The organism is Paenibacillus sp. FSL P4-0127 (assembly GCF_038007325.1).
GTDB lineage: Bacteria > Bacillota > Bacilli > Paenibacillales > Paenibacillaceae > Fontibacillus > Fontibacillus macerans.
In genome coordinates this window covers 3,007,203-3,023,887 of record NZ_JBBOWY010000001.1, presented here as the reverse complement: position 1 = coordinate 3,023,887, position 16,685 = coordinate 3,007,203, and the positions used below count along the sequence as shown (strand labels likewise).

Sequence of the window (16,685 nt, the reverse complement as noted above, 5' to 3'; positions counted from 1 at the left end):
AGAAGTATTCCTACTTCTTCTTTTTGCCGTCAATTGTAAAATTGATTTCCCAAGTCTTTACTTACCATTGGGTAAGAAAATGAGAACTACAATTGTTGGGTCCTTCGATACAATCCCTTTTGCACGAACCATCACAAACAGCCTGTACTTCCATATCGAAGTCTTCCACCGCAAGAGTTTCGAGTTTTTCCATCGTCTCTCACCTCCTTTTCTATTTTTACTTTACATCAAAACTCCCCTTACATTTTTATACTGTAAAAAACGGCATTTCTACTGATATAAAAGACAGTTCCAAGCCTCTTTCCAGCCGATTGTTTAAACCTGTAATAGAATGCTAACATAAAATTTGTTTTCATTGGTTTTTATATCCAATATTCCTGAGTTCCTCTGGACGATCTGCTTAATACTTTTTAAACCAAAACCATGCTCTCTTCGATTTAATTTATTGGTAGCCAATCTTCTTCCTGTCACTTTCGGATTAAAAGAGTTTGATATTTCAATATAAAGCTGCGCTTGACAATATTTTATATTCAAATTTATTTCTTTTTCACCTTCAGTAACCTTATCGCATGCTTCAATGGCATTATCCAATAAATTACCAAATATCACCGATATAATCTTGTTGTTTAGAGAAATCGCCTCGGGCAGCAAACAATGAACACTTACTTTGATATTTTTTGCGGCAGCCAGTCTTATTTTTTCACTCAGCAAGTAATTAAGTACGTTGTCAGGTGTATATTTCTGTGTTTCGGTATTTTTTATTTCTGCGAGAATCTCTGCGGTAACTTTCTCTGCTTCATCAAGTCGGCGATCTATTAACAACCCCTGCAAAGTTAACAATGTATTTCTCATATCATGCTTGATTTTACGGATATCGTTCTGGGATTTATCTAAATAATCATAATATCGCATTGCGGATTTAGTGGCGCAATTTAGTGATTGTTGATCCAGTAATTCTTTATAAATATGATTTGAATACTTTACAAAAATGAATAAGAGGAAATTCACCAATAAAATTCCCCCTATTGAAAGTAAACACTCCACTTGGACAATAGTTTCATGAAAATTGGAGAACAAAGCGATATGTATACACAAAATAATCGAAGAGAGGAAACAGTTTAAAATAAAAAAAACTTGTATGCAGGAAGATGTATATTTTTTCTTCATAAACCTCTTACCTTCTTACAAGAATACTTTTTTTGGATTTAAACAACTTTTTTAAAAAGCTTTCCTCATGTATTTTATCATTTTTTCTTTAAAATCTTTTTTGTATTTTCTACTGATCGGTAATTTTTTAAGCGTTTCCGGATGCTTCATGTTAATATCATAATTTATCAAAACGCTTTCATATTTGATTCCATAAACATATCTTAGGTTTATAATGTATGATGCATGAATTTGAATAAACGTCAGCGGATCGAGTTGAGAAAGGATCTGGGTAATGGTCTGATTACATTTTAATACTCCAGTTGTTGTATGAATGTACGCGGTTCTCCCGCTTTTTTCAAAATAGAGGATTTCATCCGTATTGAAAATCAATTTATTTCGTTCGTAATTGAATTCAAAATAACTATGATTACTATTCAAATAACTATCTGCTCTCTGCAGAACTTCAAAAAAGGCGTCTTTGCTGACCGGCTTCAGCAGATAATCGAATGTTTGAACTTTGAAAACATCCTTCATGTATTCATTGTAACCCGTTATAAATATGATGACCGCCTTTCTATCAAATTCTCTTATTTTCTGGGCCAAGCTGATTCCATCCATTTCTGGCATATCAATATCTAGAAGATAAATGTTGTATTCCATCTTATTTTTTATTACATATTGAAGCAACTTCTGTCCGCTTCCAAAGGCATCAACTTCAACCTGGGAAAATGGATACTGTAAAACCAGATTTTCAATGTGGCTTAGTTCTACCTTCATATCATCACATAAAGCGATATGCAGCACCTAAATCACACCTCAAAAGTTTTTTCACTAAATAGCACTTTTCTACATTTTATATCAAAATCATTATAAATAATATAATTTTTGTCATATTAAGGTTTTTTGATAAAATAAAAGCAGTTCTCCATTACGGAGAGCTGCTTTTATTTTAACTAATTAGTTTCATCGACAGTTCTTACTTCAGAATACCAACCTCTTTACAGAACTTGTAAATATATTGAACATTATCCACAATAGCATGAGGAACTACCTTTTGTCCTATTTCATCATAATGTTCGGATTGTTGCGCCAGTTTAGCCAGTGATTTGGAATATACGGCTGTATCTTGAAAGGAATCGGAGACTGAGGTATTTAGAGCTTCTTTATATACAGCTTCAGGAAGCGTGTTACCGGGTATTGTATAATTCAGTCTGCTTTTATCAATATATTTCTCAAATTGAGTATGATTACTATTTAGTGCGGTCAGATTTGCAGCATGATGAGGTACGTTGATGTCAGATACATAATGCGTTCCTTTTCCTAAATGGATAAAGGCCTCTTCGACATCTCCCATACGATAGGCTTCAAGGGCATTCTGATAATATTGTTCTGCCCTGGTTTTTGCCGTAGGTGAAGTTTGCCCTAACCAGTTTTTTCCTGTATCCGGATCATAGAAATGTCTAGCAAAGGTACCCAAGTCGTTTTCATATTTATCCGGCCAATCCGTATAGTATAACAAGGTGGACCTGTAAGTGCTAATCACTGTAGGACCTAGATCATGGTTTAAAATCGCAATGGCCTGAGCAACAATATATTGATGCGTATGGTCCGCCCCGCCGCTGGAGAAATTAGGGTGAACAACCTCATTGGCGAATTCCGGCAATCCATTCGAGGGCTCAGTTGCTTCTTCAGCGTTACCTACGGTACTGTTACTTACGAAAAAGACAGTTACCGCCGCAATAAGAAAGAGTAGCTTGGCCATCTTTTGAAACATTTTCATCTGTAATCTCTCCTTTTCTTTAATTTTGCACTTTAGTGTGATTTGCTATTTTGCAGACATTCCGGCAGTCCACCACCTCCTGTAGAAAATTCAATAATGCAGGGAGGCTGCAAACATTTTGTATATTGATTCTGTGATGGTCCGTTAAACTAAAATTCAACTCATTTTCCAAGTGAAGCCAAAAATCATAAAAATTATTAAAGTTGATTCCGGTTAACCGGGAAATAAAGGGGCCGTCATGAATTGAATCCAAGTCAATATGATGATTAGTTGTTTTGCTTATGGCCTTTTTTATTTTTCCCCCAAATACTTCTAGCAAATTATAATGGGTATCCCCATTTGATATAATTGGAACGTGGGGACGATCTTCTTGATGTCGTAAAGAATAATCTTCAAACCATCGATTGAATTCTGAAAATGTCATCCGTTCGCAGTTACCTTTTACGCTGTGTATTAACTTTAAGCTCATTCCGACACAGAGTGCGTTTGCTTTGGAAGTCCCTTTAAAAAAAGCAAACCTGTTGGCAAGCGTATATACAAATAAAGGAGAATCATCAAATATCGCTTGAATTTCTTTTCTGGCAGAGAAAGAAAATAATTCGTTGGAGAGGAAGGGTTGTCCCGCTACACCGATTACAGTAGGCAAATTAGCGGGATAACTGCTTTGACTATTATTTTTGATAGACACAAAAATGAGTTTATTTTGGTCCACTAACCGTTTCGTGATATCAAACAGTTCCTGCTGGTACGCCGCAGCGGTTACTGCCAAACTTATACAAATATACTTAATATTTAGTGAAAGACATTTAAATAATGCTTTCCGTAAAAGAGAAGTACTGGTTTTCCCTTCCGAATTCGCTATTTTAATCACATAAAACAGAGCTTCATCGTAAACTTGCAAGATCGTATCCGCGCACATCGTACCATGACCATTATCGTCTTGATAGAGATGATCTTCGAGGATTTGATCATTTAGACAACGAAACTCGGTTCCTCCTATGACATGCTTGCTTAAATTACAATTCTTCATATCAATTCCCGTATCAATGACTACTACCTGTTTCATATCGTACATGGATTCACACCTGACGTATTAAATATAGATAACCTATAACTAAATTACCACTTTCGTCCAAAATATTTTTTATATGTCATAAAAACATACTTACGTGATACAAATAACACCGCAGTTCCACTTCCAGCTTAAAAATCCAATAAAAAAAGCCGAACCATGCCAGGGCTTTTAACCCCGGATGGATCGGCTTTAACATATTCTATAACCAGTTATGTTTCTAAGGGAAAATTCCCCCCTACCCCGTTCTCCCAAGCCCTTGATCCGCCGAATGGACGCGTAATCCCGCCCCATATTTTTACACATTATATGAAACTATGAATCAGGGGGCGATTTAAAAAAAGAACCTCCCTGATTCGGGAAGCTCCTTGTCAACCTGGCTTTACACCTCCAAAATGGAAGGCATAATATGCGGCGTTCGGCCAACCTCTTTCATAAAATACCTCCGCATCACCTGCTGAGTCGCACGCAGCCAGGCTTTGCGGTCATATTCCTTGTCGCGCATCCGGTTCAGGCTCCGCTTCAGCTGTGCCTCAGCCCGCCGCAACAGCGGTCTGGCATCCTGCATATAGACGAAACCGCGCGTCACGATGTCGGGTCCCGCCAAAATCTGCCTTGTGTTCCGGTCCACCGTCATGACCACGATCACGATACCTTCCTGAGCCAATTCCATCCGCTCGACCAGCAGCTCATCTTCGAAGGTGCGCATCTCTCCGTTGCTGATGAACACTTCGCCGGACGGGATCGTTTTGCCCCGTTTGGCCCGGTTGCGGAACACCGACAGCGTGTCGCCGATGTTCAGGATAAACACGCGGTCCTCGGGAATGCCCGTCTGCAGCGCCAAATTGCGATGGTTCAGCAGCATGCGGTATTCGCCGTGAATCGGAATGAAATATTTCGGCCGGATAAAGCTAAGCATCAGCTTTAAATCTTCCCGGTTGCCATGACCGGACGTATGGATATCGAAAATCGAGCCGTAAATGACATGCGCCCCGGCCCGCAGCAGCGCGTCGATGCTCCGGTTGATGTTCGGCGCATTACCCGGAATTGGGGATGAAGAATAAATCACCGTGTCCCCGGGATAAACCTGCACATGGCGATGAGCGCCCGAGGCGATCCGGCTTAAGGCAGCATTGGGTTCGCCTTGGCTGCCCGTGCAAACGATCAAAATCTGCCGGTCCTCAAACCGGTCGATATGCTTCACATCAACCAGCATGCCTTCCGGTACGCGAATATACCCCAGCTCCTGTCCGATGGCAAATACTTTCTCCATGCTGCGGCCGATGACGACAATCTTCCGGTTGCACAGCGCCGCCGCCTCCACGACCTGCTGAAGCCGATGGACGTTGGACGCAAACGTGGCGAACAAAATCCGCCCTTTGCAGCCGCGGAACGAATCCAGAATCGCGTCGCCGACGCGGCGTTCGGAAGGAGTGAACCCTTCCTTCTCGCTGTTGGTGCTGTCGGCCAGCAGCGCCAGCACGCCTTCCCCGCCGACGCTGGCCATTTTAAACAGATCGGCCGGACGGTCCTCCGGCGTAAAGTCGAACTTAAAATCCCCCGTGTGCACGACGGAGCCGTAAGGCGTATCGACCACGATGCCAAACGCATCGGGAATACTGTGCGTCGTCCGGAAAAAATGCACGGCCAAATGGTTAAACTTAAAGCGATCATCCTCATGAAAAACATGCAACTCCGCCTCGCCCTGCAGCCGGTACTCTTCCAATTTCGCCTTGACTAGGCCAATCGTCAGCGGCCCGCCGTAAATCGGAATCTGCAGCTGGCGAAGCACAAAGGGAATGGCCCCGATATGGTCTTCATGACCATGCGTCAAAAAAAGCCCTTTCATTTTATGTTTGTTATCAATCAAATAACGAATATCCGGAATAATGCAGTCGATGCCCGAAAGCCGGGAATCCGGAAATTTAAGGCCGGCGTCAATCAGGACGATTTCATCCCTATATTCGATGCCGTACATGTTTTTGCCGATTTCGCCGATGCCGCCAAGCGAAAAGATGCGGACGGGCGGCGGAGACGATTTGGAACGCCGGTTTGTTTTTGCTGGTTTATTTGCTGCTACATTCATTAGATCGTTAATCCTCTCTGAAGGGTTCATTCTTCGTAAGCATTCATACAAAATTATACTGAATAATGGGCATAATAACTATTTAAATTTTTCTTGTGGCGGTAAAGACGGTTTGGAGTTGTTCCATTGTCAATGGAATTAATACACCAGCAGCTTGCCTTTCGGTCATCAGAACCCTTGATTGCAAACAGAAATAGACCGTTACCTTGAGCGGAACGGTCTATTTCCGTTTAGTTCATTTTAGATGGCTTGTTTTCTCCAACTTCACTACCTGCTCTTCAGACAGCCCCGTAACCTTAACCACCAGCGACATATCCATTCCCTCGCGAAGCATATTAAGCGCCGCCTTTTCCATGCCCACGGCTATACCTTGTTCTATCCCTTTCTCTATACCCTCCTCCATACCTTCTTTCAAACCTTCCTCGTATCCCAAACGACTCCACGCGGGCATCAGCTTCATAATGGATTCACCTTCCTCCGGGTATTGTTCCTTCAACTCTTCCAGCAACCGCTTGTCCTGCTCGGGATCGGTATTGAAATACAGATCCGCCATCGACATGATCAGGGCCATTCGCGCATCATCCAGCTTTCCTTGCAGCTGTAAAATCATCCGTAAATACGCCAGGCGTATTTCTCGCTCTTCCCCTTAGTATAGCCCATTTTTGCCAGCAGCGCAGCAGCCACCGGATTGCCGGAATCGATAAATTGCCGCCAGGGTTGCTTCCGCAGCACCACCTTCATAAATTCAAACCGCAAAATCGGCTGCTGCGGCGTGCTCATCTCCAGCGTATTTTTCTCCTCCTTAGCCTCGTCCGCCGTAAAGACGGCAATGGGAATAATGAGTTTATATTCCTTCCGATGCCGCTCAAACAAACGGCTGAAATAGATGAACATTCGCTCGTGGAAGTCGTTCTCCTGGTAGGATTGCGGCTCAATGTGTATCAATATGTAGGCATCCAGCTCCAAATATCTCGTTTCCAGCAGCAGATCCAGCGTCCGCTTTTCCCCGCCAACGATATCCACAAGCAGCTCCTGCATCAAAAAGCGAGTATGGCGATGATCGAGCAGCTTGTCGAGTTCAGGAAAGAACAGTTCGATAAAAGCACTCATGTGTAATCCTTCCTTTCCCAGTAATGGTAATGGAAACGGACTGAACCGGCTCTGTGCTTGCGGCCTCAATCGTGTCCCTCCCGCCCGAAGGCTGCTTCAAAGCATCCTTCATGGCAGCCCCCCGCCACCGTGCCGCTGGCTTCGCCTCGTTCCACCTGAACCTTCACCTTTACTTTGCCCGGCTCGGCCAGTGTTGCCGTTTCAGATCCCGGCGTCGTTGCCGGAGGCGTTGTTTGCCCCGATGTGCTCGGCTTGCTTGAATTATCCGAATCTCCCGGCTTGTTCGGTTTGCCCGGTGTGCCCGGTTGCCCAGGCTCTTCAGGGAGCGGCGCTCCCTTTCAAGTCGACGATCTGTCCCTCCACAGCCGAGGTTGCGGAACGAAAGTTATATGCCCATTTTGCAACGGACATGAAGCTATTCATTATTTTGGCTATATTCTTGGTTATCAATGGAATAGCATTGGCGATTAATAAGTTAAAGCTCATTAGGGTTTGAACAAATTTGTGAAGTGCAATTGAGGTATAAGATTCGATATGCTAAGATAACACTAGAAACAAGGAGGCTAAGCCACAGCCTCCCCGGTACAAACACTTGGGTGGGAAACCTCCAGTTCAAGCTGAAAATGACCCGTTCTCCTGGCGCTAACCTGGGCGGGTTATTTTCGTTTGTTCAGATAGGTGAGCAATGCGAGGATAAACATTCCAAGCATGAGCACTTCCGAAAACGAAATTTCATACGCATCACCTCCGATCTGGAGGCAATACTTTCCCAACCCAAGTTCAGTTGTACAAGCTGAATTATATCATACGAGCCTGCGATTGCGCAGGCTCATTTGTTAGTTAGTTCCTTTAGCCGGACAACGCCACCCAATGCCCCTCGGACACCTCAACGAGCTTGGAATGCTCGACATCGTATTTAACCGTTTCCGCAGGGTCATCGGCAAGCTCCCGCTTTTTGCGGGCTTCGAGCTTCGGGTCCGGCACCGGAATGGCGGCCAAAAGCGATTTCGTATATTCGTGCTGCGGATTGGCATACAGCTCCTCGCTTTCGGCCAGCTCCACGATTTTGCCCATATACATCACCGCCACGCGGTCGCTGATATGCTTGACCATCGAAAGATCGTGAGCGATAAATAAATAAGTCAGGCCCAACCGCTGCTGTAGCTCCTCCAACAGCTTGACCACCTGGGCTTGAATAGACACGTCAAGCGCGGAAAGCGGCTCATCGCAAACGATAAACTTGGGTTCCACCGCCAAGGCGCGGGCAATCCCGATTCTTTGCCGCTGCCCCCCGGAGAACTCATGAGGATAACGCCGGGCAAAAGCGGGATCAAGCCCAACCATATCCAGCAGTTCCTCCACCCTTTTCCTCCGTTCGGCCCGGCTGCCCGCCAGCCGGTGAACATCGAGGGCCTCCCCGATAATATCTTCTACTTTCAGCCGGGGACTGAGCGAGGCATAAGGGTCCTGAAAAATCATTTGCATATAACGGCGCATTATTTTCATTTCGGCGGGAGACAACCGGTTAACCGGAATTCCCTGGTAGTACACATTCCCGCCCGTCGGCTGATGCAAGCGCAGGATGGCCCGTCCGGTCGTCGACTTGCCGCTCCCCGATTCCCCGACCACGCCAAGCGTTTCCCCTTCCTGGATCTGAAAGCTAATGTCGTCAACCGCTTTTAAAATCGTCCCTTTGCCCAAGTCAAAATATTGCTTCAAAGATTTAACCTCAAGCAAAGGCCGAGCGCTGCCCGCCCCCGCGGATACGAGCGGGGCCGGCTTCGGCTTCTTCTTCTCGTCAAGGCGCGGCAGCGCGTTCAGCAGCTTCAGGGTATACGGATGGCGCGGCTGGGCGAAAATTTCTTCCACCGTTCCGCTTTCCACAATCTCGCCGTCCTTCATCACCACGACCCGATCGCACATCCCGGCCACAACGCCCAAATCATGCGTGATCATAATAATCGAGGTCCCGAACCGCTCCTGCATCGTTTTCATCAAACTTAAAATTTGCGCCTGAATAGCGACATCCAGCGCCGTCGTAGGCTCATCGGCGATAAGCAGCGCGGGACGGCAGGCGAGGGCGATGGCGATCATCACGCGCTGGCGCATCCCGCCGGAGAACTCATGGGGATACTGTTCATACCGCAGCTCGCTATGACGTATGCCTGCCAGCTTCAGCAATTCGATCGCTTCTTCCTTCGCTTCCTTGCGGGACAATTTCCGGTGCTTGATCAGGCTTTCGGAAATTTGCTCGCCGATTTTGAGCGTCGGATTCAACGAGGTCATCGGGTCCTGAAAGATCATGCCCATGTCGCGGCCGCGAATGCTTTCCATCTCTTTTTCCGAGTAATCGGCCAGATTATTCCCCAGAAAAATAACATCCCCTTCTTGTACGTATGAAGGAGGGGAAGCCAGCAGCCGCATGATGGAACGGGCGGTGACGCTTTTCCCGCTGCCGGATTCGCCGACAATGCCCAGCGTCTCTCCTTTTCCCACCTCAAAGCTGACCCCGCGTACGGCTTGCACCTCCTGATCGCGCGTCCTAAAAGTAACCGAGAGATTGTTGACCCGCAGTATGGGTTCCATTTTTCGCAACACCTTCCAGTTTAACTCATGAAAATCAATCATTGACATCAAATACAAGCTTACCTAATATATACTATATCAATCGGAATAATTCAATTTAAATGTAAGGAGGTGTAACCATGCAAGCCGCACCGGCGTCAAGAGAGCAACTGGAGACCCTGTCCATCAGAAAAACGGTCAGCATCACTTACGGCAAAATGGTCATAAATCCCGCTTATCGTTACTTCAACTGGTTATTAGGGGCCCCGGTCCATCTCGTTGTTCTGTTGATATACATATTTCGCAAAAGGAAAGACGCTTACGGCTCACTGCTGGCCGCTGCCAGGAAGGAGCTTCTGGAATCCGGCTATAAAGAGAAGCTGAAAGCGGAAATTGCCGAGGAATTGCGGCGCAAGCAGTTATTTTTCGGACAACCGGTTGCGGACGGGAAACAAAAGCGCCAAACGGAAAAAGAAGCCGAAGTCCGCTTCCATGAGGCGGCCGTAGATGAAGCCGAACGAAAGCTGGCGCAAGACGGGCTGCAAAAAACCAGCTTCGCCGGCACTTTTCAAGCCCTGGTTCAACAGCCGCTGTTTTTGGCGCTGACGTTCCTTCCCGGATTGCCGATGTATGCTTTGATCTTCCTTTATACCCATCCTTACCTGAAGTACGTGTTTGAGCGATTGGTGATGAGCCTGTTCGTGATCATGGGCGTGTCCATCCTCGTATTTACAATCCTGTATCTCTCGCCGATGAATCCCGCCGCCAACATTCTCGGCGAAACCGCGACGGAAGAGCAAATCGCCCAATTCAACAAAATATACGGGCTCGACCAGTCCTATTTCGTCCAATTGTGGAACACGATCAAAGGCATCGCCTCGTTCGATCTGGGCAAATCGTTTTCGGGCAATGAACAAGTCACGGCCACCATCGCCCGCAAGTTCCCGATTACGCTGGTATTAACCGTTATTTCGCTGCTGCTGGCGATCCTGATTGCCATTCCGGTAGGGATCATATCCGCCGTCAAACGAAATTCGCTGTGGGATTATACGTTTATGTTCATCGCGTTGATCGGCTTGTCGATACCAAACTTTTGGCAGGGGCTCATCTTCATCCTGAACTTTTCGATCAAGCTGCATTGGCTGCCCGCCACCTTTAATCCGCAGAATGCGCTGTCCTTCATCATGCCGACCGTCGTTTTGGGGACCGGGCTGACGGCGGCCGTGGCCAGAATGACCAGGTCGTCCACCTTGGAGGTCATCCATGAAGACTATATTCTTACCGCCAAGGCCAAGGGGCTCAGCAAACGCCAGGTATTGCTGAAACATGCGGTGCGCAACGCGATGATTCCGATCATTACCGTCATCGGCCTGCAATTTGGCGGGATGCTGGGCGGTTCGGCCGTCACGGAAAAGGTGTTCAACATCAGCGGGATCGGGAGCTACGTCGTGGACAAGCAATTTATCCCCGACATCCCCAGCATCATCGGCGGGGTCGTCTATACCGCGATTGCCATATCCCTGGTGAACATGGTCGTCGATATTTTTTACGCTTTCTTCGATCCTCGTATCCGGACGAAGATGAAACACTATTGATAAATCGTTCAAAAAGTCGACTTTTCAGCACCGAGAAGGTTGGATGAAGCTAGGGACTGAGTAGCGGAGCGTACGTTTTGGGTACGTGAGCAACGGAAGGCCCGGCTGAATTCAAGATTCGATGCCGAATCCGCTTCTTGACCTGCTTCGTGATCAAAAGATGACTTTTTGAACTACCTCTAAAAGCGGGTGCAATTAAGATATGAACAAAAACAAACAACGGCGCAGCCCCGAGTACACGCTGGCGGTATACGCTTTGCTGACCGGTTTGTTCGTGATGGCGCTGTCGGCGTTAAATCTGTTCAAGCCCTATGTCTCGGACACGTTTCTGCCGGCAATGTCCGGTTTGCTGCTCATCGCCCTGTTTCACCTCGCCGCCCTGCTGCTTGTCGCCAAGTATGCCGGCGGCCGAAAGCCGGCTCCATGGCTGGCTTGGGTAGCGTGTCTGCTGATTTTGACCTCCGTTACCGGCAACCTGTTCGCTTTGCTGCTGGGCGTGAATCTGCTGGTTAAAATCCTTAACCGCGACATTCCTTCGGCCTCCAGATGGGAGGACGTGTGGGAGAAGCTGACCGCAAGCGCCGCCTCCATGCTTGGCCTGTTTTTTATCATTTTTTTGTTTTCGCTGTCCGTTTGCAGCTACTTTACGTTTGATTACGCGATGGCCACGGAAAACAATTACGAGGCGATTCTTCAGCCGCCAAGCCTTGCCTACCCGCTTGGGACGGATAACTTCGGCAGATGCTTGTTCTCGCGCATTGTGTTCGGCGCCCGGATTTCCCTGGCGGTCGGCTTCCTCTCCACCGCGATTCCGGTTTTGATCGGCGGCGCGCTGGGGGCGATATCGGGATATTACGGACGGCACACCGACAATATCATCATGCGGGCGCTGGATATTCTTTACGCCATCCCCGGAATTCTGCTGGCGATTGCGATTATCGCCGCGTTCGGCGCCAATACGGTGAATTTGATCCTGGCGCTGAGTGTGGGCGCGATCCCCACTTACGCCAGAACGATGCGGGCCAACGTACTGCTGGTGTCCACCTTTGAATTTGTCGATGCCGCCCGGGCCTTGGGGACTTCGAACGCCGCTATCATTTTCAGGCATATCGTGCCGGGATCGCTCGCGCCGATGATCGTCAAATCCACCTTAATGATCGGCAGCGCGGTCATTTCCACGAGCAGCCTCAGCTTTCTCGGTCTCGGGGTGGAGCCGCATATTCCGGAATGGGGCAATATTTTAAAGCTGGGCAGCGCCTACTTGGAAACCCATTCTTACCTGGCCGTATTTCCCGGACTGGCGATCATCCTGCTCGTGTTGTCTTTTAACTTTCTCGGCGACGGCCTCAGGGACGCCCTGGATCCAAAGCTTGGCTAACCTTAACTGCTGAAACATTTTTTATTTATGGGAGGAGTCATTATGAAAAAACACGCATGGTTTATCCTGCCGCTTGCTTTTGTCCTTATCGCCGGCGGCTGCACGGTCAAAACCAAATCGGACGTGGCCACGAACACCGAGCCGAAGACGGAAACCGAAACGGAGAAAGTAACGGACCAGACGCCCGTCGATATCGAACTTCTGGGGATGAGCATCAATGAATCGGATCTGAACATCATCCGCGACCAGCTTACCAAAAACGGATTCAACGTTAAGCTGAACATTCAGCCGGACTACGGCAGCTTTAAGGCCCAGGAGGACGCGGGGAATTTTGATATCGCTCATTCCAGCTGGACGACGGTGACGGGCAATCCCGATTACGCGGTCAGATCGCTGTTCAAGACGGGCGGAGATTACAGCATTTTGGCCGATCCGGAAATCGATAAGCTGATCGATCAGGCCGCGACGGAAACGCCGGAGCAATACAAGGAAACGTACAAGCAACTGGAGCAGCGCCTCGTGTTCGACAAAGCCTATATCGCACCGCTTTACATCTCGTTGAAAAGCCAAGCGGTCAACAAAGACATCCTGAATCCCGATACCGTCAGATTGTCCAAATCCCGCGCTTTGGCCTGGGAAAGCATCGACTTCAACGACACGTCCAAGCGGGACAAAGAGCCGCTGCTGCTTACCCAATCGGCTTCGGTGCTGACTTCGCTCGATCCGATCAAAGGCAACGATGGCTCGATCAATCAGCTCAATACCAATATGTACGTCCGCTTAATCAATCTTACGGATGACGACAAAATCACCTCGGACGGCTCGTTGTCCTACAACCACAGCATCGCCGAAGGCAACTCGGAATACTACTTCCTGCTCCGGGACGATATCCATTTCGCCAAGATTGAAAATAAACAAGCCGTAGATACGGGCGAACGCGTGGGCGCCGGCGACGTCGTTTTCTCCCTGAACCGGGCCAAGGACAAAAACTCGGTGCCGGATCATCGGACGTACAGCCTGCATGAGCATATTAAAAGCGTGGAAATCGTCACGAACATCGCCTCCCTGGAGGGAATCAAGCAAGCCGGCGGCGGCGGAACCGTCAAGGAGGCTTTGGAAGCGGGGGTGGATAAGAAAATTAAAGAGCTCGTCGCCGATAAAACCCAAGCCGACAACAAAGCGGGCAAATACCAGGTGGTCAAATTGACCACAACCGAGCCTTTCCCGCAGGTACTGAATTATCTGGCCCATCAATCCGCCGGCATCGTGTCGAAGAAACAGGTGGAAAGCATTAATACGTATGACGTGGCCACCTTCGATGTCAACAAGGACATTCCGTACGGCGACCAAAACACGGTCACGGAAGGCAGCCAATACAACAACACTTTGTATGCCAGCGGCCCTTATATTTTGTCATCCAAAAATGATTACGAAGCGATCTTTTACAAAAATCCCGGTTACCGCAAAGGCTCCAAAGACGAGCCTAAAATTTCTACGGTGAAAGTGCGCTTCATCGCCGATACGGACAGTGCGCTTTCCGCGCTGCGCAACAGCGAAATCCACCTCTATTACGGTGTACCGGAAACGAAATACGATATCGTGAAAGGCGACGGCAAGCTGAAGCTGCAAACGATCGAAAGCAACGCCGTAAGCTATCTGCTCTTTAATACGAAGGGCCGGGACGTAGCCAAAAGCGAGGACCTGCGCAAAGCGGTGCTGTATTCCATCAACCAGGACGAAATTCTCGCCTTCTACAACAACAACAAGCTCAAAGCCGTCTCCACCGTCAGCCCGCTGGTCAAAACCGGCAACGAGCTCGTCGCCGATGCGGCAAAGGTCAAGGAGTATTTGGAGAAATATAAAGCATCCAAGTAATAGAGCTCTGCAGCTACACGCAAAAACAGCCTCTGCGCTCCCCGGGAAGCACAGGGGCTGTTTCACACGGAATAAGATCAGAGCACAAGAAAAGGTTCCATAAACGGATACTCCTCCGCTAATAGAACCCTATATGATACTAATAAATGCCTACTCCCACACCCTGCCGCTTTCCGCGGCCGCAAGCCATTGCTTCGCCAGCAGATCGTGGCCGGCTGCGGTCGGGTGCATGCCGTCCCATAGCCAGTATTCCGCATCTGCCTTTTGGGCGGCTTCCTCAAATGCCGCCTGAAGCGGAACATGCACGGCGCCGAACTCTTCCGCCAAACGGAGCACGGTTTGCTGGTAGCGGGAAACGATCTCCCACCACAACTCCCACTTCTCCGCCGTTGCGCTCGTTTTCAAGATGAAAGGCTCGCAGAGAACAAGCTTGGCGTCCGGCAAAACCTCTTTCGTCTCCTGCAACAGATGGCGGTAAGCGCGTTCAAACCGGTCCGTAAACCCGCCCGGCTGATCGTTCACGGTGAACCAGGCGTCATTGACCCCAATCAGCAAGCTGATGACGTCCGGCTTCAGGCTGATCGCATCCTCGTTCCATCTCGCGTATAAGTCGGATACCCGGTTTCCGCTAATCCCCCGGTTGATGAAGGATGGCCGAAGATGGGCGTACTCATTCCCCAGCTTGGCGGCGATGATGTAGGCGTAGCCGTGCCCCAAAATATGGTTGAGGTCGGTTCCGCGGTCCCGATTGCCGTCGGTGATGGAATCCCCTTGAAACAAAACAACCAACCCTTTTTTCATCTTAAATCTCTCTCCCTTTTTGTTCTCCTGTTCGATACGAAACAAGCGCAAAATTTGCCGTCAAGCCGCCCCAATAGTATACACCCTTTTCCATCCGGGGTGTCTTCATCCGTAAAATCGTAGACAAACGTATATCGGCGTGCTTTCAAAGTAGTTTCTGGCGATTGTACTCAATGTGATAACTCAATCTGCTCTCCGTTGTACTCGGCACTGTCCACTTCTCCCTCATAATACGGCTTTTTCAGAGGGAAATCCAATCCCACTCCCAAAAAATTGCACAGATACCTCAAGGAGTGATTTCTGAGCCTAAGCGATAACTAACACGTGGAGGATGATCTTTTTGATGTTTTGCATAATAGCGGCACCATAACTCGCCGTCAAACCACCTGATGCTTTTGGAATGCCCGATAAGAAAGAAGCACCAGCAACGCTATAACGATTACTGCAAACCCTGTCATGACTTTATACTCCAAAATCATTTGACCAAAAATATGGTACACTTCATAATCGGTTACTTTTTTAAAACCGTCCATCATATTTCCCGGAAACAAATCCATTAAATGATTAAACAGACGGCTGCTTTTGCTGGCCGGAATGAACAATGGACCGATTAGAAAAATTCCGATAACAATGATAACGGGAAAGGAGCCTCTCATCCGGCTGGACAACCACAGCGTTACCGCACCCACGAGCAGGCAGGCCAGACTGCCCATAAGAACCGTCCATAAATACGATTGAAAAACCGTATAGGGCACAGGCGCCAAGAGCTCTATCATCTGTATACTTGCGCTCCCGCCATCAAATCCATAGATCCCCAATAGCAAGAGCGTATAGGCCGCCACCGCTAAAACAAGCAGTCCCAAGGATACCAGTAAACTTGCTTTTAATTTGGCGGTAATCACCTTACTGCGGCCATAACGTGAGGATAGAATGATCGAGACAGCCCCGCTCTGGTATTCACCCGCAAAGACGGGAGCGAGACAGATTGCGATCACAAAAGCAATGATTAAGAATAGGTTCGACAGATTTTCAAACACATTTTCCCAACCGGTAACATATTCCATTTGAAAGGGAACAGGAATACTATTATTCATCTCTATAAAAAAGGCTTTCTCCTCCGCTGAATAATTGCCATAGGAATAGTCATCATTTAAATACTGATTAACCTTTTCCATCCGCTTCTGATAAAACGCCTTTGCGTCACTTGGCTTCAATCTGTCGATAATATCATAACCGTACTCACCCGAAGGATTAAAAGCAAAACTAATCAAGGA

Annotated in this window: 14 protein-coding genes; 3 read left to right on the top strand and 11 right to left on the bottom strand. The window is 47.8% G+C overall.

Translation table 11 applies throughout. The annotated features are described in order from the left end of the window. Positions 1-61: 61 nt before the first annotated feature. The 9 genes from NYE74_RS13510 to NYE74_RS13470 form a co-directional block, all read right to left on the bottom strand. Positions 62-193: a hypothetical protein gene (locus NYE74_RS13510; protein ID WP_255310298.1), complete on the bottom strand. Its 132-nt coding sequence runs from the start codon at positions 191-193 to the stop codon at positions 62-64. A gap of 122 nt (positions 194-315) precedes the next feature. After that, on the bottom strand, positions 316-1,167 hold the full coding sequence (locus NYE74_RS13505; RefSeq protein WP_082207718.1) for a sensor histidine kinase: 852 nt from the start codon (positions 1,165-1,167) through the stop codon (positions 316-318). Positions 1,168-1,218: 51 nt separating this feature from the next. Further along, positions 1,219-1,953 (bottom strand): LytR/AlgR family response regulator transcription factor, encoded by a 735-nt coding sequence (locus NYE74_RS13500; RefSeq protein ID WP_036621093.1) that lies wholly within the window; start codon positions 1,951-1,953, stop codon positions 1,219-1,221. A 172-nt stretch (positions 1,954-2,125) separates the two neighbouring features. Beyond that, positions 2,126-2,929, bottom strand: a complete 804-nt coding sequence (locus tag NYE74_RS13495) for a zinc dependent phospholipase C family protein (RefSeq protein WP_036621091.1) — start codon at positions 2,927-2,929, stop codon at positions 2,126-2,128. 19 nt (positions 2,930-2,948) lie between these two features. After that, a complete protein-coding gene (locus NYE74_RS13490; RefSeq protein ID WP_051985349.1) occupies positions 2,949-4,004 on the bottom strand; it encodes a S8 family serine peptidase in 1,056 nt (351 codons plus the stop codon). A gap of 379 nt (positions 4,005-4,383) precedes the next feature. After that, the gene (locus NYE74_RS13485) at positions 4,384-6,087 is read right to left on the bottom strand and encodes a ribonuclease J (RefSeq protein ID WP_316560717.1); all 1,704 of its coding nucleotides are present in this window, start codon (positions 6,085-6,087) and stop codon (positions 4,384-4,386) included. Positions 6,088-6,322: 235 nt separating this feature from the next. Beyond that, on the bottom strand, positions 6,323-6,697 hold the full coding sequence (locus NYE74_RS13480; RefSeq protein WP_155621366.1) for a hypothetical protein: 375 nt from the start codon (positions 6,695-6,697) through the stop codon (positions 6,323-6,325). Beyond that, complete coding sequence (locus NYE74_RS13475; RefSeq protein ID WP_155621367.1) at positions 6,694-7,197, bottom strand: Rpn family recombination-promoting nuclease/putative transposase; 504 nt, start codon at positions 7,195-7,197, stop codon at positions 6,694-6,696. The genes NYE74_RS13480 and NYE74_RS13475 overlap by 4 nt, the downstream gene beginning before the upstream one ends. Before the next feature lie 849 nt (positions 7,198-8,046). Beyond that, on the bottom strand, positions 8,047-9,783 hold the full coding sequence (locus tag NYE74_RS13470; RefSeq protein ID WP_341004858.1) for an ABC transporter ATP-binding protein: 1,737 nt from the start codon (positions 9,781-9,783) through the stop codon (positions 8,047-8,049). Between the two features lie 119 nt (positions 9,784-9,902). On the opposite strand from NYE74_RS13470, the gene NYE74_RS13465 reads away from it, so the two are divergent. The 3 genes from NYE74_RS13465 to NYE74_RS13455 all read left to right on the top strand — a co-directional run bounded on the left by NYE74_RS13465 (position 9,903) and on the right by NYE74_RS13455 (position 14,610). Next, the gene (locus NYE74_RS13465) at positions 9,903-11,357 is read left to right on the top strand and encodes an ABC transporter permease (protein WP_155621369.1); all 1,455 of its coding nucleotides are present in this window, start codon (positions 9,903-9,905) and stop codon (positions 11,355-11,357) included. Between the two features lie 202 nt (positions 11,358-11,559). Further along, positions 11,560-12,735, top strand: coding sequence for an ABC transporter permease (locus tag NYE74_RS13460; RefSeq protein ID WP_341004857.1), 1,176 nt, complete (start codon positions 11,560-11,562; stop codon positions 12,733-12,735). Positions 12,736-12,777: 42 nt separating this feature from the next. Beyond that, the gene (locus NYE74_RS13455) at positions 12,778-14,610 is read left to right on the top strand and encodes an ABC transporter substrate-binding protein (RefSeq protein ID WP_316561735.1); all 1,833 of its coding nucleotides are present in this window, start codon (positions 12,778-12,780) and stop codon (positions 14,608-14,610) included. 150 nt (positions 14,611-14,760) lie between these two features. On the opposite strand, the gene NYE74_RS13450 is transcribed toward NYE74_RS13455, so the two are convergent. Together NYE74_RS13450 and NYE74_RS13445 are read right to left on the bottom strand one after the other, a co-directional pair. Beyond that, the gene (locus tag NYE74_RS13450) at positions 14,761-15,411 is read right to left on the bottom strand and encodes an SGNH/GDSL hydrolase family protein (RefSeq protein ID WP_036621087.1); all 651 of its coding nucleotides are present in this window, start codon (positions 15,409-15,411) and stop codon (positions 14,761-14,763) included. 377 nt (positions 15,412-15,788) lie between these two features. Further along, a complete protein-coding gene (locus NYE74_RS13445; RefSeq protein ID WP_155621372.1) occupies positions 15,789-16,682 on the bottom strand; it encodes an ABC transporter permease subunit in 894 nt (297 codons plus the stop codon). Between the last annotated feature and the right edge of the window lie 3 nt (positions 16,683-16,685).

Excerpts from the sequence above, each read along its gene's own strand:
- NYE74_RS13510 (WP_255310298.1), bottom strand. The coding sequence starts at position 193 with ATGGAAAAACTCGAAACTCTTGCGGTGGAAGACTTCGATATGGAAGTA.
- NYE74_RS13505 (WP_082207718.1), bottom strand. The coding sequence starts at position 1,167 with ATGAAGAAAAAATATACATCTTCCTGCATACAAGTTTTTTTTATTTTA.
- NYE74_RS13495 (WP_036621091.1), bottom strand. The coding sequence starts at position 2,929 with ATGAAAATGTTTCAAAAGATGGCCAAGCTACTCTTTCTTATTGCGGCG.
- NYE74_RS13490 (WP_051985349.1), bottom strand. The coding sequence starts at position 4,004 with ATGTACGATATGAAACAGGTAGTAGTCATTGATACGGGAATTGATATG.
- NYE74_RS13485 (WP_316560717.1), bottom strand. The coding sequence starts at position 6,087 with ATGAATGTAGCAGCAAATAAACCAGCAAAAACAAACCGGCGTTCCAAA.
- NYE74_RS13480 (WP_155621366.1), bottom strand. The coding sequence starts at position 6,697 with ATGATTTTACAGCTGCAAGGAAAGCTGGATGATGCGCGAATGGCCCTG.
- NYE74_RS13475 (WP_155621367.1), bottom strand. The coding sequence starts at position 7,197 with ATGAGTGCTTTTATCGAACTGTTCTTTCCTGAACTCGACAAGCTGCTC.
- NYE74_RS13470 (WP_341004858.1), bottom strand. The coding sequence starts at position 9,783 with ATGGAACCCATACTGCGGGTCAACAATCTCTCGGTTACTTTTAGGACG.
- NYE74_RS13465 (WP_155621369.1), top strand. The coding sequence starts at position 9,903 with ATGCAAGCCGCACCGGCGTCAAGAGAGCAACTGGAGACCCTGTCCATC.
- NYE74_RS13460 (WP_341004857.1), top strand. The coding sequence starts at position 11,560 with ATGAACAAAAACAAACAACGGCGCAGCCCCGAGTACACGCTGGCGGTA.
- NYE74_RS13455 (WP_316561735.1), top strand. The coding sequence starts at position 12,778 with ATGAAAAAACACGCATGGTTTATCCTGCCGCTTGCTTTTGTCCTTATC.
- NYE74_RS13450 (WP_036621087.1), bottom strand. The coding sequence starts at position 15,411 with ATGAAAAAAGGGTTGGTTGTTTTGTTTCAAGGGGATTCCATCACCGAC.